A 23,109-nucleotide genomic window follows, 5' to 3' on the forward strand; every position below is an offset into this window, starting at 1 on the left:
TTAACCAAATATGATACTGACAAATCAACATTTTTTTAACAAGCAAGCTCGGGCAAAAATAAGACCTGTTCTGCTTTATGCATTTTTGATTTGTTTAAATGTCAGCCCGGTACTTGCACAAAAAGTAAAAGTAGTAGAACCACCTAAACCTATATTTAAAGGTAAGGATGGCAAATTGAATTATACGCCTGATGAAAAAGGCAATCGTATTCCTGATTTCTCTTATTGTGGTTACATGGCCAGCGAACAGGCTATTCCTGATGCCTTGGTTAAAGTTGTTGTGCCTGCTAAAGGTGGAGATGCTACCTTAAGAATCCAATCGGCTTTAAATTATGTGGCCAAATTGCCTGTAGGTAAGGATGGTTTAAGAGGAGCCGTATTGTTGGAGAAAGGGAAATATGAAATTGCGGGAACTTTAAAAATCAATGCTTCGGGTGTAGTGCTTCGGGGTAGTGGTATGGACGAAAGTGGGACTATACTATATGCAACTGGTTTAGATCGGTCAGGCGTTTTACGTATAGCCGGTCAGGGTAACCTTGTTAAAGAAAAACCAGTAACCATTACCGATAAATATGTTCCGGTAAATGCCATGAAAATTACAGTGGCCAATGCAGGTGCATTTAAATCAGGGGATAAAGTGATCGTGCAACGGGCATCTACAAAGGACTGGATAGATGTTATTGGCACAGATCATTTTGGTGGTGGGATTACTTCTTTAGGCTGGAAACCCGGTCAGCGTGATATTTACTGGGATAGGAAAGTCCTTGCCGTAAATGGTAATGAGCTTACACTAGATGCACCTTTAACTACAGCGCTAGATGTAATGTATGGCGAGGCTACTGTGTCAAAATATACATGGATAGGTAGGATTTCCCATTCGGGAGCAGAAAATATGAGGTTGGAATCTGCCTTTGATCCTAAAAATACCAAAGATGAGTACCATCGTTGGACAGGTATCTCCTTAGAGAATATTGAAGACGCCTGGGTTCGCCAGATTACATTTGAGCATTTTGCAGGTTCGGTAGTTACCGTACAGGAAACGGCTAAAAGAATAACGGTTGAAGATTGTAAATCTTTAGCGCCGGTTTCGGAGATAGGTGGCGAACGTAGGTATACCTTTTTAACTACAGGTGGACAAACATTGTTTCAAAGATTGTATTCGGAATATGGTTACCATGATTTCGCGGTAGGCTATTGTGCGCCAGGTCCCAATGCTTTTGTTCAATGTCAGGCCTATTTGCCATTTAGCTTTAGTGGGGCGATTGATAGCTGGGCATCCGGTGTATTGTTTGATGTGATAAACATTGACGGACAGGCACTGAGTTTTATGAACCGTGGACAGGACGGGCAGGGGGCAGGTTGGGCTGCGGCAAACAGTGTTTTTTGGCAATGCACAGCGGCAAGGGTAGATTGCTATCAACCACCAACAGCACAAAACTGGGCTTTTGGTACCTGGGCACAGTTTGCAGGTGATGGATATTGGGATATGTCGAACGAGCAGATTCAGCCGCGTAGTTTATATTATGCTCAATTGAAAGATAGGTTAGGCGGCCAGGTAGATTCACGCACATTCGTTATGCCTGTGGAGACTGAGGCTTCTAGTAGTCCACCTGTAGATGTCGCAATGAAATTAACGAAGTTGTCTGTGAAGCCTGCAATGACACTTATGGAATATATAGATCAGGCGGCACAAAGACAAAAGATCAATACAGCTGCCAGTTCTGCTAAAAGTATAGACAAAATTGGTGTAGAAAAACCTGTGCAAGCTCCATTGGCGGTAGCAATGTTGGTAAACAATGGATGGTTGGTACGCGGTAATGCCGTAGTCACCGGAGACAGGCAGGATGTGCAATGGTGGAATGGAAGTGCTAGACCATATGGCTTGAAAAGCACAAAGTCACACATTACCCGCTTTGTTCCAGGACGCACGGGAAAAGGTCTAACTGACGACCTTGATCAAACCACTGATTCTATGCAAAATGGAACAGTAAAGATTTTAGACCATAATTACGGACTGTGGTATGATCGTCGTCGTGATGATCATGAACGCATCAGAAGGATGGACGGAGAGGTGTGGACCCCATTTTATGAGTTGCCGTTTGCCAGAAGCGGGCAAGATAAAGCCTGGGATGGTTTAAGTAAATATGATCTGACTAAATATAATTTATGGTATTGGGATAGGCTTAAGCAGTTTGCTGATCTTGCTGATCAAAAAGGCTTGGTACTGATTCATCAGAACTATTTTCAGCACAACATCATAGAAGCAGGGGCACATTATGCGGATTACCCATGGCGTACGGCCAATAACATCAATAGCACAGGTTTTCCGGAGCCAGTTCCTTATGCGGGCGATAAGCGCATATTTATGGCCGAACAGTATTACGATATTACCAATCCAACTCGCAGAGAATTACACCGTGCCTACATCCGAAAATGCCTGGATAATTTTGCTGCCAACACTGGCGTGATACAGTTGATTGGAGCGGAATTTACGGGGCCTTTGCATTTTGTGCAGTTCTGGATTGATACCATAAAAGAATGGGAAAAAGAAACAGGTAAACATCCGATAATTGGTTTAAGTACCACTAAAGATGTGCAGGATGCGATCCTTGCTGATAAAGACAGAGCTGCTGTGGTTGATTTGATTGACATCCGTTATTGGCATTATCAGGCTGATGGAACAGCCTATGCACCACAAGGCGGACAAAATCTGGCTCCACGTCAACATGCACGTTTACTAAAACCTAAAAAGACTTCTTTCGAACAGGTATACCGTGCTGTATCCGAATACCGTTTACAATACCCTGAAAAGGCTGTTATGTATTCTGGAGATAGCTATGATTCTTTTGGTTGGGCTATTTTTATGGCTGGCGGCTCACTATCAGATATTCCTGGCTTTAACAATGCTTTGCTTTCGGCAACTGCCGGAATGAAACCTGTCGCAATGACAGGAAAGTCTATCGGACAGTATGCTTTAGCAAATTCAGGTAAAGCATACGTTTACTATAACAGTTCAGCTACATCATTAAAGGTCGACCTAAGCAATGCTTCAGGTAATTTCACCGCTAAATACATCAATCCCCGCAATGGCGCTTTGGTTAATGAGGAAAAGTTCAAAGGCGGATCAATCATCGAATTAAAAAAACACTCATCAGGAGAAGAAGTAGTTTTTATCAATAAAATCTAAAATATTATTACAATGTATAAAAGGGTATTCTTATTTGCCATAATCTCGTTAGCGCTGTTTGGTTGTGTTTCTAACAAGAAACCTGCAGGTTCTAAAGGTCTACAGGTTTCAGAGAATGGCCGGTATTTAACAGAAGATGGCAAGCCATTTTTTTGGCTAGGTGATACGGGATGGCTCTTATTTAATAAAGTGACTCGCGAGCAAGCGGATCAATATTTGGAAGACCGTAAACAAAAAGGATTTAATGTGGTGCAGGTTATGGTATTGCATAGTGTTCCATCCGTAAATATTTATGGCGATTCTTCGTTGGTAAATGGTAATGTTTCTAAACCAAAGGTTACGGAAGGCAGTTCTTTTGCCGATTCTACCCAATATGATTTCTGGGACCATATTGATTATGTGGTTGATAAAGCGAAAGAAAAAGGCATTTATATGGCGATGGTTCCGGTTTGGGGTACCAATGTAAAAAACAAGAAAGTAACACCTGAGCAGGCAAAAATATATGCCGAATTTTTAGCCAAAAGGTATAAAGATAAAAGTAACATCATCTGGTTAAATGGTGGCGACATTAAGGGAACTGATGGTGGCAAAGTTTGGGAAGTGATTGGCAATACTTTGAGGGCTAATGATCCAAATCACCTGATTACGTTTCACCCAAGAGGCAGAACTGGTTCTTCGGAGTGGTTTCACGATGCCAAATGGTTAGATTTTAATATGGTGCAATCCGGCCATCGTCGCTATGATCAGGATACTTCGGCAAAAGAAAAATGGCATTATGGCGAAGACAACTGGAAGTACATTGAGAAAGATTACAACCTAAAACCAGTTAAGCCAACAATTGATGCTGAGCCTTCTTATGAAGGTATACCGCAAGGACTACATGATGTTTCGCAACCAAGATGGAACGATGCAGATGTAAGGAGATACGGTTACTGGTCGGTTTTTGCCGGTGCATTTGGCTATACTTATGGAGATAACTCTGTAATGCAAATGTATAATCCGGAGAAGAAAGATGCGGCTTATGGAGCAACAAAACCATGGCAAACTGCATTGAATGATCCAGGAGCAGGACAAATGGTACACTTGAAAAATCTGATGTTATCTCGGGATGCCTATTTGGATAGGGTGCCAGATCAATCGCTAATTGTTGGTACAGTAGGCGGTGATGGCGAAAAATACAATAGACTGATGGCCACTAAAGGTAAAGATTACATTTTCGTGTACACTTATACAGGAAGAAACATCCCATTAAAAATGGCTGTGCTTTCAGGTGATCAGGTTAAAGCCTCATGGTTTAGTCCACGTGATGGGAAAACTACCCTTATTGGTAATATTGAAAATAAAGGAACACATCAATTCGACCCGCCGGGAGAAGAAATGGATGGTAATGATTGGGTATTGATAGTAGATAAAATATAATGATGAACGGCATGAAGCGTACTTATCGTTTGTTTTTGCTATTTGGTTTGGTGGTGGCATTTAGCTCTTGTTCCAAAAAGGGCTATTTGTTTACCTCTTTTCATGAGCCAGCAAATGAAGGACTGCGTATGTTGTATAGCTACGATGGTTATAAGTGGGTGGACCTGAAGAAGATTTTCCTGAAACCAGAAATTGGAAAGCAAAAGATTATGCGGGATCCTTCTATGGTACAAGGACCAGATGGTGTTTTTCATTTGGTATGGACTTGTGGTTGGAAAGGTGATAGAGGTTTTGGTTATGCCAGCTCTAAGGATTTAATCCATTGGTCTGAGCAACAATTTATCCCAGTAATGCAAAATGAGCCGACAACAGTAAATGTCTGGGCACCAGAATTGTTTTACGATGAGGCTAAGAAGGAGTTTATCATCATTTGGGCCTCGACTATTCCACATCGCTTTGCAAAAGGAATAGAAGAAGAGGATAACAACCACAGAATGTACGCGATTACCACTAAAGATTTTAAAACGTTTACTGAGGCTAAATTATTCCTTGATCCGGGATTTAGTGTAATTGATGCGGTGATCGTAAAGAAAGCAGCTCAAGACTATGTGTTGGTATTGAAAGACAATACCCGGCCAAACAGGAATTTAAAGGTGGCCTTCAGTAATGATGCGTTGGGGGCATATACAGGTGTTTCGGAAGCATTTAGTGGTAAGCTTACCGAAGGGCCAACAGTGGTTAAAGTGGGTAAAGATTGGTTGATTTACTATGACGCTTATGGGGAGAAAAGGTATGCCGCAATGAAAACCAATGATTTTAACAGTTTTAAGGATGTTTCTACCGAAACAGTAATTCCTGAAGGGCATAAGCATGGGACCATAGTACCCGTAAGTAGGAAAGTAATTAAGCGTTTGAAATAACAAAAATGAAGATATATAAGAAGATTTCGTTAGTCTCCGCGCTGCTCATAACAGTAGAAGCGACGCAAGCACAAGATACGCTACGGTATACCGGCACAACAATAGTTAACGCCGATTATCATCATGGTCAGCTTGTCCCTGCAGTGGGGGTACACAACATTCAAACATTTCGCGCAAACAGGGAGCATCCTGAGCTTGCGGATGGATTAAACTGGACTTATAATCATGCGCCAATGTTGGCTTATTGGAACAATACCTTTTATCTGGAATATCTAAGTGATCCTGTAGGAGAGCACATCCCACCAAGCAGAACGTTGTTGCAAACCTCTAAAGACGGTTACAAATGGTCTAAGCCTGATATCATTTTTCCGCCCTATAAAATTCCAGATGGATGGAAAAAAGAAGGTGTTCCGGGGGTAGCGAAAGACTTATATGCCACTATGCACCAGCGTGTGGGTTTTTATGTTTCGAAAGCAGATCGCTTGTATGCTTTAGCTTATTATGGCATTGCTATGGATAAAACAGATGATCCTAACGATGGAAAAGGAATAGGCAGGGTAATCAGGGAGATTAAAAAAGATGGAACTTATGGTCCAATTTATTTATTGAGACCGAATTCTACCTGGGATATGAAGCATACGCTTTATCCGATGTATACCAGTAGTAAAGATAAAAGCTTAGTAACTGCCTGTATAGAAATTTTGGCGAGCCCGTTGATGATGCAGCAAATGGTAGAGGAAGCAGATAGAAATGATCCTTTAATACCTTTGAATAGACCTGTAAAAGCTTTTAGTTATTATCACATGGCTAATGGTAAAGTAGTAGGATTATGGAAACACGCCTTAACTTCTGTGAGTAATGATCATGGAAAAACATGGCAGTATACACCTTTAAGAGCTCCTGGGGTAGTAAATAGTAATGCTAAAATATGGGGGCAACGCACGTCTGACGGTCGTTATGCCATTGTGTACAACCCTTCCGAATTTCGCTGGCCATTAGCTGTTTCAACCAGTGATGACGGTTTGAATTATAAAGATCTTTTGCTTGTAAATGGTGAAATATCGCAAATGCGCTATGGTGGCAATTATAAATCTTACGGACCACAGTATATCCGTGGAATTCCGGAGACCGATGGGAAACCAGCAGATGGAAACATGTGGCTTACCTATAGTATGAATAAGGAAGATATCTGGGTAGCAAAAGTACCTGTGCCGGTAACAGCTAAAGTGTCTGGCGCGGTAAACGAGGTGTTTAATTCGCTTCCTGATGGACAAGAGCTTAAGTTATGGAATACCTTTAGTCCACTTTGGGCCTCGGTTAAAATTGAAAAAGCATCCGATGGTACAAAGGCACTTACCTTAAGAGACAAAGACCCTTATGACTATGCGAAAGCAGACAGGGTAATTCCTGCAGCAAGAAAAGTAAATGTAGAGTTTTCGGTAACCCCAGCTCAAAACAATACCGGGTCGTTGCAGATAGAGTTTCAGGACGCGAAAGGAACAGCTGCTGCTAGGTTGATATTTGGTGCGGATGGTGAATTTACAGCCAAAGTGGGCTATCGCAATTCTGGAATTATGAAATATGAAGCTGGAAAAGTATATAACATCCGTGTCGAATTGGATATGAACAAGCGGATGTATAACATTTTTGTAAATGGTGAAAGTAAAGGAACACGGTTAATGTTTGTTCCGGTGAGTTCATTTGAACGCGTAGTGTTTAGAACAGGCGATGTACGTCGTTATCCTGATGTAGATACCCCTACAGATCAGGATTATGATCTGAAAGATGCGGGCACTCCGGTAAAAGAAGCTGTTTATTACATCAAATCATTAAAAACAGCAGCATTTTAATATTAAGAATCATGGGCTTAAAAAGATATTTTCTGTTGATTGCGTTATTAGGGATGAAGGTTGAAGCCGAGGCAAAAATACTATTGCCGCAAATTCTTTCCAGTAACATGGTTTTGCAGCGCGATAAGCCTTTAAATATCTGGGGTTTTGGTGCAGCAGGTGAAGCCGTAACCGTAAGCTTTGCCGGTCAGCTTAAGGAAGCAGTAACCGATGCAAATGGTAAATGGAAGGTGGGTTTAGCGCCTTTGCAAACCTCAGCTCTGCCTGCCACGATGACGATTAAAGGGACAAATACCATTATACTTGACAATATCTTAGTTGGCGAAGTTTGGCTTTGTTCCGGGCAGTCGAACATGGAGTATGGCATGCGCAAGCTTGCGAAAGTGAAGAAGCCTTTAAAAGAGAAATTGGGTTATCCTGTTGATGAACTCGAAAAGGCCAACAACCCGCAAATCCGTATCTTTTTAGTTAACCGAAAGGAGCTAAGCAAACCTGACTCGATTCATAAAAGCTGGAATATTGCTCAGGATTCTGCTTTGAAGAACTTCTCGGCAGCGGGTTACTTCTCCGCAAAAGAATTGTACGATAAACTACATATACCAATAGGCATCATCTCTTCAGCCGTAAGTGGCAGTCCCATTGAACCATGGATACCCAAAGAAAGTTTAGAAACTGGTTATTTTGAAGGACAGAAGGTTGGGAATGATCCCGGTAAGTTTTATACGCCAATGATTGAACCTTTAACACCATTCGCCCTGCGAGGGTTTTTGTGGTATCAAGGCGAAACCAATTGCTTTTTAAAGGAGAACATCAGTTATAGCTATAAAATGAAAGCTTTAATCGATAGCTGGAGAAAAGCATGGGGGGGCGAGTTGCCATTCTACTATGTACAGATTGCTCCTTTTAATTATTCAACAACCAAGGGTAAGGTGGTGTTAGATGTAGAAACCGAACCTGAGTTTTGGGAGGCTCAGGCACAATTGTTAAGAATGCCCAGTACAGGAATGGTGGTCACGACCGACTTAAACGATTATCCAGAAGATCTTCATCCTACCTATAAATGGGAGATAGGCCGCAGGTTGGCCTTATGGGCCCTGGCCAATAACTATGGAAAAAAAATAACCTATTCAGGTCCTATTTATCAATCTATAACCCTTAAAGGAGAAACTGCTGAATTGGAATTTGATCATATTGGCAAAGGACTCCAAAGTGCAGATGGGAAAGCTTTGGATTGCTTTACCATTGCGGGTGCTGATGGGAAGTTTGTACCAGCTGATGCCCGGATTAAGGGAAATAAAATCATTGTATCGGCAAAAGGGTTGAAGAAACCATTTGCCGTACGCTTTGGATGGAATGAGGCCATGCGCCCTAACTTATACAATAAGGATGGTTTACCAGCCTTGCCATTCAGAACAGATAATCCGTTAACAAAACAATTTAAACCTATATAATTCAGATCCTTTATTCATGAAGCTTACATCGATCCTTTCTGTTATTTTGCTGATGCTATTCAGCTCTGTCCGCGCCCAGCAGACGGAGCAACTCTATTTGTCTGGAACTGGAAATGACGATACTATAAAATGGGATTTCTTCTGCACAGCCGGAATGAACTCGGGAAAATGGACAACTATATCCGTACCCTCAAATTGGGAATTGCAAGGTTTCGGTAAATACGATTATGGTTTTGCGAAAGACAGTGTAAGGGGAAAAGAACAAGGTTTATATAAGTATAATTTTAAAGTTCCTGCTGGTTGGAAAGGCAAAAAGATCAACATCGTATTTGAAGGTTCGATGACCGATACCGAAGTAAAGATCAATGGTAAGTTGGCTGGTCCAATTCACCAAGGGGCATTTTACGTGTTTCGTTATGATGTGACTGCCTTGCTAAAATATGGCATTGGTAATCTGCTCGAGGTAAAAGTGTCAAAGCATTCGGCCAATAAATCAGTAAATGAGGCAGAACGTAAGGCTGATTTCTGGTTGTTCGGTGGGATATTCAGGCCTGTATATCTGGAAGCCTTGCCTTCACAACACATAGAAAGAGTCGCTATAGATGCAAAAGCAGACGGACAATTTAAAGCTGAGCTTAAGGTAGCTGGTAATGCAGATAGGGTAGCTGTACAGTTGTACACTGCTGAGGGTGAAAAGTATGGTTTGCCCTTTGAAGCAGGGCTGAAAAAGGGATCAGCAATGATCAGTAGATCGTTTAATTCCCCTAAATTATGGTCTTCCGAGTTTCCTAATCTATATAATGCAACCTTTACGCTATATCATAAAAATAAAGCCGTTCATACCTTATCTAAGAAAATTGGTTTCAGAACCATCGTGGTAAAACCACGAGATGGTGTTTTTGTAAATGGTGTTAAAATTAAATTTAAAGGAGTAAACAGACATTCTTTCCGTCCCGCATCTGGCAGGACTTTAAGTAAAAAGAACAGCATTGAGGATGTTGAGCTGATGAAGGAAATGAACATGAATGCGGTGCGCATGTCGCATTATCCGCCTGACGGTCATTTTTTGGATGTCTGTGATTCTCTTGGTTTATATGTAATGGATGAACTGGCGGGCTGGCATGGGCATTATGATACGCCAACAGGTACAAAGTTGGTTGCGGAAATGATGAGGAATGATGTAAATCACCCTTCCATTGTGTTCTGGGCAAATGGAAATGAAGGCGGACACAATCGCGAGCTTGATCCATTGTTTGCACAGGAGGACATTCAGAAACGCCCTGTTATTCATCCATGGGAAGACTTTAATGGTTTTGATACCCAGCATTACCGTGAGTATAATTATGGTATAGGTAATTACAGACACGGGCATAGTATTGTGATGCCTACGGAGTTTTTACATGGCATGTTTGATGGCGGTCATGGTGCCGGATTAGAAGATTACTGGAATGATATGCTCCTGAATCCCCTTTCTGCAGGTGGATTTCTGTGGGATTTTGCAGATCAGGGCGTAGTACGTACGGACAAAAGCAATATCATAGATGCCGATGGTAATCGTGGTGCAGATGGTATAGTAGGGCCTTATCATGAAAAAGAGGGCAGCTTTTTTGCCATTAAAGAAATTTGGAGTCCTGTGTTTTTTGAGCATCGTGAAATGACAGATGATTTTGATGGGATGTTTAATATAGAAAATCGCTATCATTTTGCTAACCTGAATAGCTGTCGGTTTGATTGGAAATTGCTGAACCTGAAAAATCAACAGGAAATCAATGGAAATGCTATAGCGCCTGATCTTAAGCCTCTTGAGAAAGGCAAGTTAAGTGTAACGCTTCCGTTAAATTGGAATAGCTATGATGTATTGTATATCAAGGCTACTGATATGCATGGAAAAGAGCTGTATACCTGGAGTTTCCCAATTACGCTCCCTAAAAAGGAAGCTTTAGCCATGGTTAAAAAGGAGGGTGGTGCTCCTGTAGCCATTAAAGAAATAGATTCTTTGGTTACCGCAACTGCTAATGGCATTTCTTTAAGTTTTAGTAAAAAAACGGGTATGCTGCGTCAGGTGAAAAACGGAAAAAGCATTATTCCCTTTACAAACGGACCGGTAGTTCAGGAAGGGGCAACCAATTTCAGAAACATCAGTCATCATATGGAAGGGGAAAACCTGATCATCGAATCCTCATTTGATAGAAAAGAAGCTTATAATACCTTGCAATGGACAGTTTATCCTTCAGGTATGCTAAAGTTAAATGTGAAATATTTCCCCGCAGAATATCTGACGAATTTTATTGGATTGAATTTTTCCTTCCCGGAAGATCAGATTAAAGGGGTAGAATATATGGGAAGAGGTCCATATCGCGTTTGGAAGAACCGTTTAAAAGGAAATCCGTTTGGCGTATGGAAAAAGGATTATAACAACACCGAAACCGGCGAAGCCTGGGTGTATCCTGAATTTAAAGGTTATCATTCCAATATGTACTGGTGTAAATTTATCACCAAAGAGCAACCATTTACTGTGATCACTGAGAACGAGGATATCTTTTTAAGACTGTTTAGTGCAGCCTTTAAGACAGATCAATGGCATAATTATGAACCACTTTTCCCTTCTGGCGATATTTCGTTTATGCAGGGGATTCCTGGAATAGGTACCAAAACACAAAGAGCAGATAGAAGCGGCCCAATGGCGATGAAAAACATTTTTTATGATTATGAGAAAGACCCTGAAAGGGCATTGAACATGACGTTGTATTTTGATTTTTCAACTCATAATTAATTGCTTAAATTGAATAGAAAAGCCTGAACCAAATGAAGCTTAAACGATATATTATTCTTGCAGCTATTTTAATGCTAAGCTTTACTGGGGCACTTGGCCAGGTATCGTTGGGAAATCTGCGCTGTGAACTTTTACAAGATCCATTGGGGATTGATGTGGTTCAGCCGAGGTTAAGCTGGGAAATTACTTCAGCTCAGCGCGATGTTAAGCAGATCGCTTATCATATTCTGGTGGCCTCATCGGTAGATAAGCTTACTGAAAAGGATGCAGACATATGGAACTCTGGAAAGATAAAATCGTCGGAATCGATTTACAACCAATATGCAGGTTTGGCATTAAAGAGCAAAAACAAGTATTACTGGAAGGTTAAAATCTCCACAAATAAAGGTGAAACGACCTGGAGTAAGCCTGCATCATGGTCGATGGGATTACTGAACTATAAAGATTGGGAAGGACGTTGGATAGGGTTTGACCGCTTCTTTCCCTGGGATAATCAAGCTGAAGGCCGTTTATCTGCCCGTTATTTCAGAAAAGAGTTTTCAACGAATAAAACAGTCGCATCCGCTACCGCATATATTATGGGGATGGGTTTATACGAGCTGTATATTGACGGTAAGAAAATCGGTGATCAGGTATTGGCTCCAATACCTACGGATTATACAAAGAATATAAAATACAATACGCTGGATATTACGGCGCAGCTGAAACAAGGTAAGCACGCTATTGGTGTTATCTTGGGAAATGGTCGTTTTTTTGCCATGCGTCAGGCTAAAGCTTACAAGGTGAAGACCTTTGGCTTCCCTAAATTATTGGTGCAGGTGGTTATTAAATATACAGATGGTTCTACTGCATCAATTAAAACAGACGATACCTGGAAGGGTACTGCGGATGGGCCAATTCTTGCCAATAACGAATACGATGGCGAGGTGTATGATGCCCGTAAGGAGTTAAAAGGCTGGAACGAACCCGGATTTGACGAAAGCAAATGGCTTAAAAGTGAGTATGTGCAGGAGCCTGGTGGGACCTATGAAGCACAGCTGAATGAAGGCATGAAGGTGATGAAGAATATTGCAGCTGTATCGGTCACCAAGCGCCCAAATGGTAAATACATCATAGATTTTGGGCAAAACTTTGCCGGCTGGCTGAAATTTAATGTTAAAGGGGCTAAAGGCACTGTTGTTTCTTTGCGCTTTGCTGAGTCACTGGAGCCAAACGGAGAACTGTTCAGAACAAATTTACGCGACGCAAAGGCGACCGATACATATACGCTTAAAGGAGAGGAAACAGAGAGCTGGTCGCCGAGATTTACTTATCAGGGCTTTAGGTATGTAGAATTGAGTGGTTATCCTGGAACTCCGCAAAAAAGTGATTTTATAGGATGTTTGGTTTCTGATGACATGAGGACGGTAGGGGCTTTTGAATCTTCTAACAGCCTCCTCAATCAAATCTTTAAAAACTCATGGTGGGGCATTGCATCCAATTACAAGGGGATGCCGGTTGATTGTCCACAGCGCAATGAGCGCCAGCCTTGGCTCGGCGATAGAACTGTGGGTGCCTATGGTGAAAGCTTTTTATTCGACAATACTGCTTTATATAAAAAATGGCTGGATGATATTCGCTACGCCCAAAAAGAAGATGGTGCGATACCTGATGTTGCTCCTGCATTCTGGAGGTATTACAGCGACAATGTGACCTGGCCTGCAACCTTGCTTTTTGTGGCTGATATGCTGTATAAGCAAACAGGTGATATTACTGTGCTACATAAAAACTATCCTGCCGTGAAGAAATGGATGGGCTATATGAAGGATAGGTATATGAACACTGAAGGGATCATGATAAAAGATAGTTATGGCGACTGGTGTGCCCCTCCTGCGACTGCTGAAGATGGAAAAGGTGTAAATGCGGATCAGAAACATCCCAGTGCATTGATTGCTACCGCTTATTATTATCAGCTGGCAACGATGATGGCCAAATACAGTAAGCTTACAGGCAACGATGGCGATAGCGCTGGTTATGTTGCATTGGCCATAGAATTAAAAAAAGCATTTAATCGTAAATTTTATAATGCGCAGGGATATTATGGCGATAATAAGTTAACAGATAACTTGCTACCTGTTTATTTCGGTATAGTTGAAGATCAATATAAAGAGCAAGTAGTAAAGCAGATATGTTCCATTATTGAAGAAAAGAACAATGGACACTTGAGTACTGGAGTAATAGGAACAAATTTCCTGATGCGAACACTTACTGATAATGGAAGAAGTGATCTTGCTTATCGAATTGCTGCTCAGAAAACCTATCCTTCATGGGGATATATGATTGAAAATGGTGCAACAGCGATCTGGGAGTTATGGAATGGAAATACTGCTGCCCCTAAAATGAACTCGCAGAACCATGTGATGATGTTGGGCGATTTACTGATCTGGTATTACGAAAACCTCGCTGGTATTAAGGCTGGAGCGCCGGGTTTTAAGGAAATTGTAATGAAACCAGAGTTAATTAAAGGATTGGACAAGGTAAATGCGACTTATCAATCAGTATATGGTCCTATAAAAAGTAGTTGGACTAAAACTGATAGTAAGTTTAGTTGGAACATCAGTGTTCCACCAAATACTACAGCTAGGATCAGTATTCCCGCAAAATCGGCTGGAGAGGTAAAAGAAGGAGCAGCGCAGGCAACTGCTACAAAAGGATTGAAATTTATACAGATGGAAGCGGGTAGGGCAGTGTTTGAGCTTGGTTCGGGCAATTATGCCTTTAGTGTTGCACAATAAAATATAAAAATGATGAATAGAAAAATATACATATTGACTTTGCTAATCTGCATAATGGGCGGATTGAACTTAAAAGCACAATCGCAAAAATGGCGTTCTGGAATTATAACCGATGAGTTTTTGTATGAAAAGGCGTCTTTCCCTTCCTGTCATTCAGCAACAATTGCCGAAACCCCGACAGGTTTGGTGGCTGCTTATTTTGGCGGTACGAAAGAGCGCAATCCCGACGTTGAAATTTACATCAGTCGTAAAGTAAACGGGACATGGTTAGCGCCGGTTTCGGTAGCCAATGGCATCCAGAATGAGAAATTAAGGTTGCCTACCTGGAACCCTGTTTTGTATCAGGTTCCCGGCGGTGATTTGCTGTTGTTTTACAAAATTGGTCCTAAGCCATCAGAATGGTGGGGATTGATGAGGACCTCTAAAGATGGTGGTATTACCTGGTCGGATGCTAAAAAACTACCTGATGGATATATCGGGCCAGTTAAAAATAAACCCGTATTACTAAGCAATGGTAATTTATTCTGTCCTTCAAGTAAAGAAGGGGATGGCTGGAAAGTACATTTTGAAGTCACCAAAGATAATGGTCAAAACTGGCGCACAGTTGGCCCGATTGCAGGTGGCGGATTGGATGCTATCCAGCCAAGTATTTTAGACCATGGAAAAGGCCAATTGCAAATTTTAGCAAGAAGTAAAAACAGAGCAATAGTGGAGTCATGGTCAGCCGATAATGGAGAGACCTGGTCAGCTTTAGCGAAAACAACCTTGCCTAATAATAACTCCGGTACCGATGCTGTTACTTTAAAAGATGGCCGTCATGTACTGGTTTATAACCATGTATTGCCTCCGGGGGATCTGGCCAAAGGTCCAAGAACACCGCTAAACGTCGCAATTTCTAAAGATGGCAAGGAATGGTATGCAGCCTTGATCCTGGAAGATTCCCCAATTAGCCAGTACTCTTATCCCGCAGTAATTCAGACTGCCGATGGTATGCTGCATTTCATTTATACCTGGAGAAGAGAGAAGATCAAACATGTGGTAGTTGACCCTTCAAAACTGAAACTTAAAAAGATTGTAAATGGTGTTTGGCCAAAATTAAAAGGATATACCGCACCTGTGGTTACAGCTATTAAAAACGAGGAGTAAGCTGATGAAAAGAATAGCCCTATTTCTAACCCTTGGATTTTCGCTGATTTTAAGCGGCGCTATTGCGCAAATGCAAAATTCCGACCTCTTGTACCGGCAGCCACTTAAAACGGTGCTGACGGAGATAGAAAGTCGTTTTAAAGTGAAGATAAAATACAATGACGATCAGGTGAAGGATCGTTGGGTGAACTATGCACTCTGGCGTTTTAGACCGGAATTGGACGAAACATTGTCTAACGTGTTGGCTCCTTTGGATTTAAAGGTGAATAAGGAGAAAGAGGGCGTTTACAAGCTGAAAGAATACGAGTATTACCGTTGGAATGTACAAGATGGGCAAGATAAGTTGGATCAATTGGCAGCCCAATATCATGATAAAGCTAGCTGGGAAAAACGCAAAGCCTTAATTAAGCCAGGTTTGTATGAGGCCCAGGGTTTATCGCCATTACCGGTTAAACCTGCGTCAAAACCCATTACTACCCCTAAAAGAATAATGGATGGCTATAGCGTTGAGAATATCGCTATCGAAATATTACCTGGACTATATGTGAATGGCTCATTGTATAAGCCTTTAAAAGTTAAAGGAAAGATCCCGGTCATGCTAAGTCCGGATGGACATTGGGCACAGCAACGTTATCGGGCCGATTGCCAGATTCGCTGTGCGATGATGGCGCGAATGGGCGTGATGGCAATAAGCTATGACCTCTTTGCATGGGGTGAATCTTTGCTTCAATTTAAGTCAGAAGACCATAGGCGAAGTCTGGCGCAAACCATACAAACACTTGGTGGCATCAGAATACTGGATTACGTTTTGTCCCTTAAAGAAACCGATCCAAATCGCGTTGGTATTAGTGGTGGATCGGGTGGGGGTAGCCATACGGTGTTAATGGCTGCTATGGATGATCGTATTAAACTAAGCATTCCGGTGGTGTCTTTATCATCTTCATTTTATGGCGGTTGTCCTTGCGAAAGTGGGATGCCTGTTCACCTGTGTGCAGGGGGTACAAACAATGTAGAGATCGCTGCAATGACCGCGCCTAATCCGCAGTTAGTAGTGTCCGATGGGAAAGATTGGACGGTTACTGTACCGGAGCATGACATGCCTTTTCTTAAAAAAATATATGGTTATTATGGTCGACCTGATCTCGTAGAGAATGTTCACCTGCCTGAGGAAGGTCATGATTTTGGACCTTCGAAACGCAAGGCTGTTTATGATTTTGTTATTAAAAGCTTTAAGCTGAATGCAGCCTTGGTAAAGGATAAAACCGGTCAATATGATGAAAGCAAATGCACGGTTGAGAAAGAATCGGCGATGTATGTCTTTGGTGATAAAGGAGAACGTTTGCCGGCAAATGCTATAAAAGGATTTGAACAACTAGAACAGGTATTTAAAGCCAGTACTTCAAAATAAAGCTATGGAAAATCGTCGTCAGTTTATAGGGAAGTTGAGTCTGCTTACGGGTGGCTTAATGCTAAGTAATCAGTTTACATGGGCTTTAGGAGTAAAAAAGCAACGGTATAAAGTTGCGGTTGTGGATCTGATGATCTTAAAGCGGCAAAAGCTAAGTGCTTTTCAGCTGACTAAGGATATCGGTGCTGATGGTGTGGAACTGGATATGGGTGGATTGGGTAATAGGGATACTTTTGACAATAAATTGGCTGATCCGGCAACCCGAAAGGAGTTTATGGATACGGCTAAAGCATTGAACCTGGAGATCTGTTCATTAGCCATGACAGGGTTTTATGCGCAATCGCTGGCTACAAGACCTACTTATCAGCAAATGGTTGGTGATTGTATCGCGACTATGAAAGCGATGAATGTGAAAGTGGCCTTTTTGCCCTTAGGTGTACAGGGTGATTTAGTAAAGAATCCTGAGTTGAGACCTGCTTTAGTGGAACGCCTAAAGGTAGTTGGAAGCATGGCAAAGAAGGCAGGAGTGGTAATTGGTATTGAGACGGCTTTGGATGCAACTGCTGAGTTACAGTTCTTAAAGGATATAGGTTCGAGTGCAGTAAAAAGCTATTTCAATTTTTCTAACGCTATAAAAAACGGTCGGGATTTGAATAAGGAGTTGCGGATTTTGGGCAAAAAGAACATCATTCAAATTCACTGTACCAACGACGATGGCGTATGGTTACAGAACGATCCTAAGATTGATATGAAGGCAGTTCGAAGCACATTAGACGATATGGGATGGAAGGGGTGGCTAGTTGTAGAACGCTCCAGAGATGCTAAGGATGCCCGAAATGTAAAGTGGAATTTTAGTGCAAATACAGCTTATGTGAAGTCTGTTTTTCAATCAGATATATAACCCGAAATGATGAACTATAAACCTTGCGGACTGGTCTTGCTTGTGGTCTTCCTGTTGGGTAGCGCCACTGTTAAAGCTGCCGATATCTACGTCTCCCTGAAAGGATCGGATAGGAACGAAGGTACAAAAGCAGCCCCTGTAGCGAGCTTGTTAAATGCCTTACGTAAGGTCCGTGAATTGAGGCGCTTAAATGATCCATCTGTAAAAAACGGGATCAATATTTTTATTGAAAAAGGGGTTTACTATTTGTCGGAAAGCGTGATTCTGCGGCCCGAAGATTCGGGGACTGCGGAGAGCCCAACAACCATCACTTCATTGAATGAAGATCAAGCTGTGTTAAGTGGCGGTTTGCCTATCTCTGGCTGGAAAAAGGCGGTTAATAACCTGCCTGGACTCCCAAGTATAGCTAAAGGTAAAGTTTGGGTAGCTGATGTATCTAGTCTGGGATGTAGTATGTTAGAATTTAGACAGTTGTGGGTTGATGGAAAAAAGGCTGTCAGGGCCCGAGATTCGAATGGTGCACAAATGGGCCGGATTTTAAGCTGGAATTTTCCCGCAAAAACCTGCAAGATTCCATTTTCAGCTGCTAAAGATGCCGCCGGATTAGCGCACATTAAAGGCATAGAAATGGTGATCCAGCAATGGTGGGCTATTGCCAATTTGAGGGTGAAATCGATTCAATTGAATGGAGCAGAAGCGGAGTTGAGTTTTATGGAACCGGAGAGCCGTGTACAGTCTGAGCATCCATGGCCTGCTCCCTGGATATCTACCAAGACTGGTAACTCCCCATATTATTTAACCAATGCCATTCAGTTTTTGGATGAGCCTGGAGAATGGTATGAAGACTTAAAAAACGGCAAGGTTTATTACTGGCCTAGAGCTGCTGAAAACATGAACGCCGCTAAGGTTGTTGTACCAAATCTAGAGACTCTAGTGCGGATAGAAGGCACGATTGATAACCCGGTAGCGTATGTGTCATTTAAAGGTGTTTCCTTTCAACACGCGGGCTGGTTAAGGCCTTCAGGCTTTGGTCACGTGCCGCATCAAGCCGGGATGTATATGTTGGATGCTTATAAATTGAAAACCCCGGGTACTCCCGACAAAGAAGGATTGGAAAATCAGGCTTGGGTAGGCCGCCCAGCAGCGGCTGTTGAAGTCAGTTATGCCCACCACACTGGTTTTGAAGGTTGTAAGTTTGAGCACCACGCTTCAACCGGACTGGATTATAAACGGGGCACCCATGATAACGAGATTAAAGGCAACCTTTTTAAAGATATAGGGGGTAGTGCCATATTGGTAGGTGTTTTTTCTGATGAAGCTACCGAAGTGCATTTGCCGTATAACCCAACAGATCAGCGGGAAATCTGTACAAATGAAAGTATCACCAATAACCTGATTACTGATGCGACCAATGAAGATTGGGGCTGTGTGGGTATAGGTGCTGGTTATGTAAGGGGGATTAATATCGCTCACAATGAGATTAGTGAGGTGTCTTATTCAGGCATTAGCATGGGCTGGGGCTGGACTAAGTCTAACAATGCCATGCGCGACAATACCATCCATGCTAACAAGATCCATCATTATGGAAAGTACTTGTATGACGTTGCGGGCATTTACACTTTGTCGGCCCAGCCGGGTTCCCTAATCTCGAACAACTATATCGATAGCATTTATAAAGCACCGTATCCGCATGATCCTGAGCATTGGTTTTATCTCTATACAGATGAAGGTTCGTCCTATTTTACAGTGAAAAATAATTGGACTCCATCGGAGAAATATTTGCAGAATGCCAATGGTCCCGACAATGTTTGGATGGGTAATGGTCCTAAGGTAGCTGACAGTGTTAAAGTTAAAGCTGGACTTGAATCTAATTATATTTATTTGTTGAATAACAGATTGATAAATAGTAATAGTCAGCCCTTAAATAGTGTTGAATCTGGAAACGGGAATGAGATTGTAATAGAGGTTGTTCTATCTTCATCTGCAGAATTGACTAAGCCATTGATGGTAGAGATTTGTAGAGAAAAGGGCGTGTCAGCTTCTGCGATCTATCAATGGAATAATCGCTTATTGGTGTATGCAACAACGAATGACGCAGAAGCTTTGATGCGACAATTTCAGCAACGAATTAAGGGGGCTGAGGTTAGATTGTACAAGGATGTATTTTACAAGTTTGACCGGAAAAAGAATTGTGGACAGGAGCCGGTTAAGGAATGGGATAACATCATTTTGAGTACCAATCTGGTAAAAGATGAGGCGATGCAAAAGGAGTATCTGAGCTACCATGCTACACAATTTGAGAAATGGCCGGAAGTCGCCAAAGGCTTTTGCAATGCTGATTTTCAACAGCTGCGGATTTTTAAGAATGGAAGGCAGTTGATGTTGGTGATCAGTATTCCGAAGGGAGCAAGTTTAGATGAGTTAAATCCGAAAACTACACTGAATAACCCAAGGGTTGACCAATGGAATGCTTTAATGAAGAAATATCAGGAAGGTATATCAGGCACTAAACCGGATGAGGTTTGGGTGTTTTTTAGTCAAAATAAATAAAGAAATTATATGTTAAAGTTAGGAATATTAGGGCTGGGAGAAGGCAGAAGCACGATGTCTGCTGCCCTTGCAAGCGATAAATACGAGTTGGTTAAAATCTGTGATGCGAACGAGGAAGTGTGTAAGCAACGCGCTAAAGAGTTCGATTTCCCGCATTATACCACCAGCTATCAGGAGATGCTGAATGACGCTTCTATTGATGTGATTGCTATATATACTCCAGATCATTTGCACGCAGACCACGTAAAACAAGCGCTGTTACACGATAAGCATGTGGTTTGTACAAAACCATTCATCGATGATTTGGGACGAGCTAAAGAGCTCTTAGCCGTTTCAAAGCAAAGTGGCAAGAAAGTATTTGTTGGTCAGAGCTCTCGGTTCTTCGAACCTTATAAGCGACAAAGAACGGATTATACTGCGGGTATCATTGGAGATCTCATCACCGTTGAGTGTCATTACAATGCAGATCACCGTTGGTTTCTTGAAAAGAAATGGGCTTTGGAAGCCTCTTTTAAGTGGCTTTATGGTGGATTGAGCCACCCTGTTGACTTTATCAGGTGGTACTTGCCGGAAATAGAAGAAGTAATGGGATATGGAATGATCAGTGCCAACGGCAAAAAATCGGGTTTAAAAAATGAAGATACCATGCACTTCATTTTTAAATCAACCGATGGTAGGATTGCTCGCGTAAGTGGTTCCTATACTGGTCCAATACAACCTGCATACCGTGAAAGTGAGATGAGTTGCGTATTGAGGGGGACAGAAGGAGCTAGTCAGGCCGATTATCATGAGCTTCGCTATGCGGTAACCACCAATACTGGCGAAGAGCAGCTGATTACCTGGGGAGACGCAAAATTGAAGCATTTTTTCCGTTTCGAAGGACAAAGTCACCATGCCGGAGAATACCAGAATTACCTGGAATACTTTGCTGAAAGCATCGAAAATAACACCGTTGCTTATCCGGATTTAAAAGAAGGGATAGGTACAATTGCCTTGCTGCAGGCGATGGATAGGTCCTTGCAAACTGGTATTCCTGTTAAAATCAATGAGATTTTGAATGAATACGAGTTGCTGAGAGCCGATTTAGGACTGTAGAAGAAAACCAAACCGATCAACCAAACCAAAAAACATTAAATGGGAAACATTGTAGAACGCTTAACCAATCTGGATTACTTCATTGTAGTTGCTTACCTGGTTATTCTAATCATTATCGGTTATAGGGCGAGCTTCTCGAAGAAGAACGAGGATGAAACCCTATTTCTGGCGAATAAATCCTTGGGCTGGTCTAGTATCGGTTTTAACATGTGGGGGACTAATGTTGGTCCATCTATGTTGTTGGCTTTTGCCAGTATAGGCTATAGCACAGGCATTGTGGCGGTTAATTTCGACTGGTACGCCTTTGTATTCCTGTTTTTACTCGCTATCGTTTTTGCGCCTAAATATCTGGCTGCGAAAGTAAGTACCATGCCCGAGTTTATGGGTAAAAGGTACGGAGACTCCACACAGAATATCCTTGCCTGGTATGCACTGATCAAGATATTAATCTCCTGGTTATCGCTAGGTTTGTTCGCCGGTGGCTTTTTAGTTAGGCAGATTCTCGGTATTCCAATGTGGCAATCGGTAACTGTATTGGTCGCTTTTGCAGGTTTGTTTACTTTCTTTGGTGGTTTAAAAGCTATTGCTAAGGTAAACGTCTTTCAGATGATTCTGCTCATTTTTGTATCCCTTGCACTCACCATATTGGGCCTGCACAAAGTTGGTGGTATTGAGGCGCTATACAGCAAAACGCCATCGCATTATTGGAACCTGATCCAGCCAGCTAGTGATCCTAAATATCCATGGTATGCCATTTTATTGGGATATCCAGTAGCAGCTGTGGCTTTCTTTTGTACGGATCAGGCCATGGTCCAATCTGTGTTGGGAGCTAAGAATCTCGAACAAGGTCAGCTGGGGGTTAGCTTTATCGGCTGGTTAAAGATCTTGTCGCTGCCTCTGTTTATCATTACTGGGGTATTGTGTTTTGTATTGTTTCCAGATTTGAAAGATCCTAACGAAGCTTATATGACGATGGTTACTAATCTATTCCCTCCAGGGATGAATGGACTGGTGATCGTGGTGCTGATTGCGGTGTTGGTAGGAACTATTGGTTCTTCTCTAAACTCTTTGAGTACGGTGTTTACCATGGACGTGTATGTGAAGAATATTAATCCACAAGCTACCAATAAGCAAATCATTAGAATGGGTAGGATATCTGTCATTGCCGGATGTGTACTTGCAGTAATTGTTGTGCTGGCCATAGATAACATTAAGGGATTAAACCTCTTTGATGTTTTTCAATCGGTGCTGGGCTTTATTGCTCCGCCATTATCGGTGGTTTTCTTGCTAACCGTTTTCTGGAAAAGGACATCTCGAAAAGCTGTCAACTTTACGCTATCTGTAGGTTCGGTTTTGAGCTTAGGTACAGGGGTGACCTACTTATGGATTCTTCCGCCGGATAAATATCCTTTCTGGCCGCATTATCTGATTCTTTCCTTTTTGATCTTTGCTGGGTTGCTGTTAATCGCCATAGTGATCTCTTTGGCGGATAGAAATCCAACGGTTTACGAGATCAACGAACTGGATGAAAGTGCAATCGAAAAACCAACAAAGCGTGTCTGGGTATCCTGGATTGCGCTGGCAATTGTGATGGTTGCTTTATATATCTTTTTTAACGGACATTAATTTTAATAG

The 23,109-nt window shown here is 42.0% G+C and carries 13 protein-coding genes; all 13 read left to right on the forward strand.

Translation table 11 applies throughout. From position 1 onward, the window contains the following. The first annotated feature begins 10 nt into the window (after positions 1-10). Genes BLS35_RS01250 through BLS35_RS01310 form a run of 13 tightly spaced genes read left to right on the forward strand, consistent with a single transcriptional unit; the run spans position 11 to position 23,100 of the window. Positions 11-3,187, forward strand: a complete 3,177-nt coding sequence (locus BLS35_RS01250) for a DUF6298 domain-containing protein (RefSeq protein WP_254778592.1) — start codon at positions 11-13, stop codon at positions 3,185-3,187. Positions 3,188-3,199: 12 nt separating this feature from the next. Then, complete coding sequence (locus BLS35_RS01255) at positions 3,200-4,606, forward strand: glycoside hydrolase family 140 protein (RefSeq protein ID WP_090776965.1); 1,407 nt, start codon at positions 3,200-3,202, stop codon at positions 4,604-4,606. Further along, positions 4,606-5,526 carry a glycoside hydrolase family 43 protein gene (locus BLS35_RS01260; protein WP_090776966.1) on the forward strand — a complete coding sequence of 307 codons (921 nt, stop codon included), beginning with the start codon at positions 4,606-4,608 and terminating at the stop codon, positions 5,524-5,526. Before BLS35_RS01255 ends, BLS35_RS01260 begins: the two co-directional genes overlap by 1 nt. A gap of 5 nt (positions 5,527-5,531) precedes the next feature. Beyond that, a complete protein-coding gene (locus BLS35_RS01265) occupies positions 5,532-7,376 on the forward strand; it encodes an exo-alpha-sialidase (protein ID WP_090776967.1) in 1,845 nt (614 codons plus the stop codon). Between the two features lie 11 nt (positions 7,377-7,387). Beyond that, the gene (locus BLS35_RS01270) at positions 7,388-8,827 is read left to right on the forward strand and encodes a sialate O-acetylesterase (RefSeq protein ID WP_090776968.1); all 1,440 of its coding nucleotides are present in this window, start codon (positions 7,388-7,390) and stop codon (positions 8,825-8,827) included. Positions 8,828-8,843: 16 nt separating this feature from the next. Then, positions 8,844-11,600: a glycoside hydrolase family 2 TIM barrel-domain containing protein gene (locus BLS35_RS01275; RefSeq protein WP_090776969.1), complete on the forward strand. Its 2,757-nt coding sequence runs from the start codon at positions 8,844-8,846 to the stop codon at positions 11,598-11,600. A gap of 32 nt (positions 11,601-11,632) precedes the next feature. Continuing rightward, positions 11,633-14,374 (forward strand): glycoside hydrolase family 78 protein, encoded by a 2,742-nt coding sequence (locus tag BLS35_RS01280; RefSeq protein ID WP_090776970.1) that lies wholly within the window; start codon positions 11,633-11,635, stop codon positions 14,372-14,374. Positions 14,375-14,383: 9 nt separating this feature from the next. Next, positions 14,384-15,520 (forward strand): sialidase family protein, encoded by a 1,137-nt coding sequence (locus BLS35_RS01285; protein ID WP_254778594.1) that lies wholly within the window; start codon positions 14,384-14,386, stop codon positions 15,518-15,520. Positions 15,521-15,524: 4 nt separating this feature from the next. After that, positions 15,525-16,928 carry an acetylxylan esterase gene (locus tag BLS35_RS01290; protein ID WP_090776971.1) on the forward strand — a complete coding sequence of 468 codons (1,404 nt, stop codon included), beginning with the start codon at positions 15,525-15,527 and terminating at the stop codon, positions 16,926-16,928. Positions 16,929-16,932: 4 nt separating this feature from the next. Continuing rightward, positions 16,933-17,829: a sugar phosphate isomerase/epimerase family protein gene (locus BLS35_RS01295; protein WP_090776973.1), complete on the forward strand. Its 897-nt coding sequence runs from the start codon at positions 16,933-16,935 to the stop codon at positions 17,827-17,829. Positions 17,830-17,835: 6 nt separating this feature from the next. Beyond that, positions 17,836-20,379 carry an L-rhamnose mutarotase gene (locus tag BLS35_RS01300; RefSeq protein ID WP_254778596.1) on the forward strand — a complete coding sequence of 848 codons (2,544 nt, stop codon included), beginning with the start codon at positions 17,836-17,838 and terminating at the stop codon, positions 20,377-20,379. A gap of 9 nt (positions 20,380-20,388) precedes the next feature. After that, complete coding sequence (locus tag BLS35_RS01305) at positions 20,389-21,474, forward strand: Gfo/Idh/MocA family protein (protein ID WP_090776978.1); 1,086 nt, start codon at positions 20,389-20,391, stop codon at positions 21,472-21,474. A 39-nt stretch (positions 21,475-21,513) separates the two neighbouring features. Further along, entirely contained in the window at positions 21,514-23,100 is a 1,587-nt protein-coding gene (locus BLS35_RS01310; protein ID WP_090776980.1) for a sodium:solute symporter family transporter, read from the forward strand. Positions 23,101-23,109: the final 9 nt, after the last annotated feature.

The organism is Pedobacter sp. ok626, assembly GCF_900100435.1.
Taxonomy (GTDB): domain Bacteria; phylum Bacteroidota; class Bacteroidia; order Sphingobacteriales; family Sphingobacteriaceae; genus Pedobacter.

Coding starts and splice junctions, on each gene's coding strand:
- BLS35_RS01250 (WP_254778592.1), top strand. CDS start 11: ATGATACTGACAAATCAACATTTTTTTAACAAGCAAGCTCGGGCAAAA.
- BLS35_RS01255 (WP_090776965.1), top strand. CDS start 3,200: ATGTATAAAAGGGTATTCTTATTTGCCATAATCTCGTTAGCGCTGTTT.
- BLS35_RS01260 (WP_090776966.1), top strand. CDS start 4,606: ATGATGAACGGCATGAAGCGTACTTATCGTTTGTTTTTGCTATTTGGT.
- BLS35_RS01265 (WP_090776967.1), top strand. CDS start 5,532: ATGAAGATATATAAGAAGATTTCGTTAGTCTCCGCGCTGCTCATAACA.
- BLS35_RS01270 (WP_090776968.1), top strand. CDS start 7,388: ATGGGCTTAAAAAGATATTTTCTGTTGATTGCGTTATTAGGGATGAAG.
- BLS35_RS01275 (WP_090776969.1), top strand. CDS start 8,844: ATGAAGCTTACATCGATCCTTTCTGTTATTTTGCTGATGCTATTCAGC.
- BLS35_RS01280 (WP_090776970.1), top strand. CDS start 11,633: ATGAAGCTTAAACGATATATTATTCTTGCAGCTATTTTAATGCTAAGC.
- BLS35_RS01285 (WP_254778594.1), top strand. CDS start 14,384: ATGATGAATAGAAAAATATACATATTGACTTTGCTAATCTGCATAATG.
- BLS35_RS01290 (WP_090776971.1), top strand. CDS start 15,525: ATGAAAAGAATAGCCCTATTTCTAACCCTTGGATTTTCGCTGATTTTA.
- BLS35_RS01295 (WP_090776973.1), top strand. CDS start 16,933: ATGGAAAATCGTCGTCAGTTTATAGGGAAGTTGAGTCTGCTTACGGGT.
- BLS35_RS01300 (WP_254778596.1), top strand. CDS start 17,836: ATGATGAACTATAAACCTTGCGGACTGGTCTTGCTTGTGGTCTTCCTG.
- BLS35_RS01305 (WP_090776978.1), top strand. CDS start 20,389: ATGTTAAAGTTAGGAATATTAGGGCTGGGAGAAGGCAGAAGCACGATG.
- BLS35_RS01310 (WP_090776980.1), top strand. CDS start 21,514: ATGGGAAACATTGTAGAACGCTTAACCAATCTGGATTACTTCATTGTA.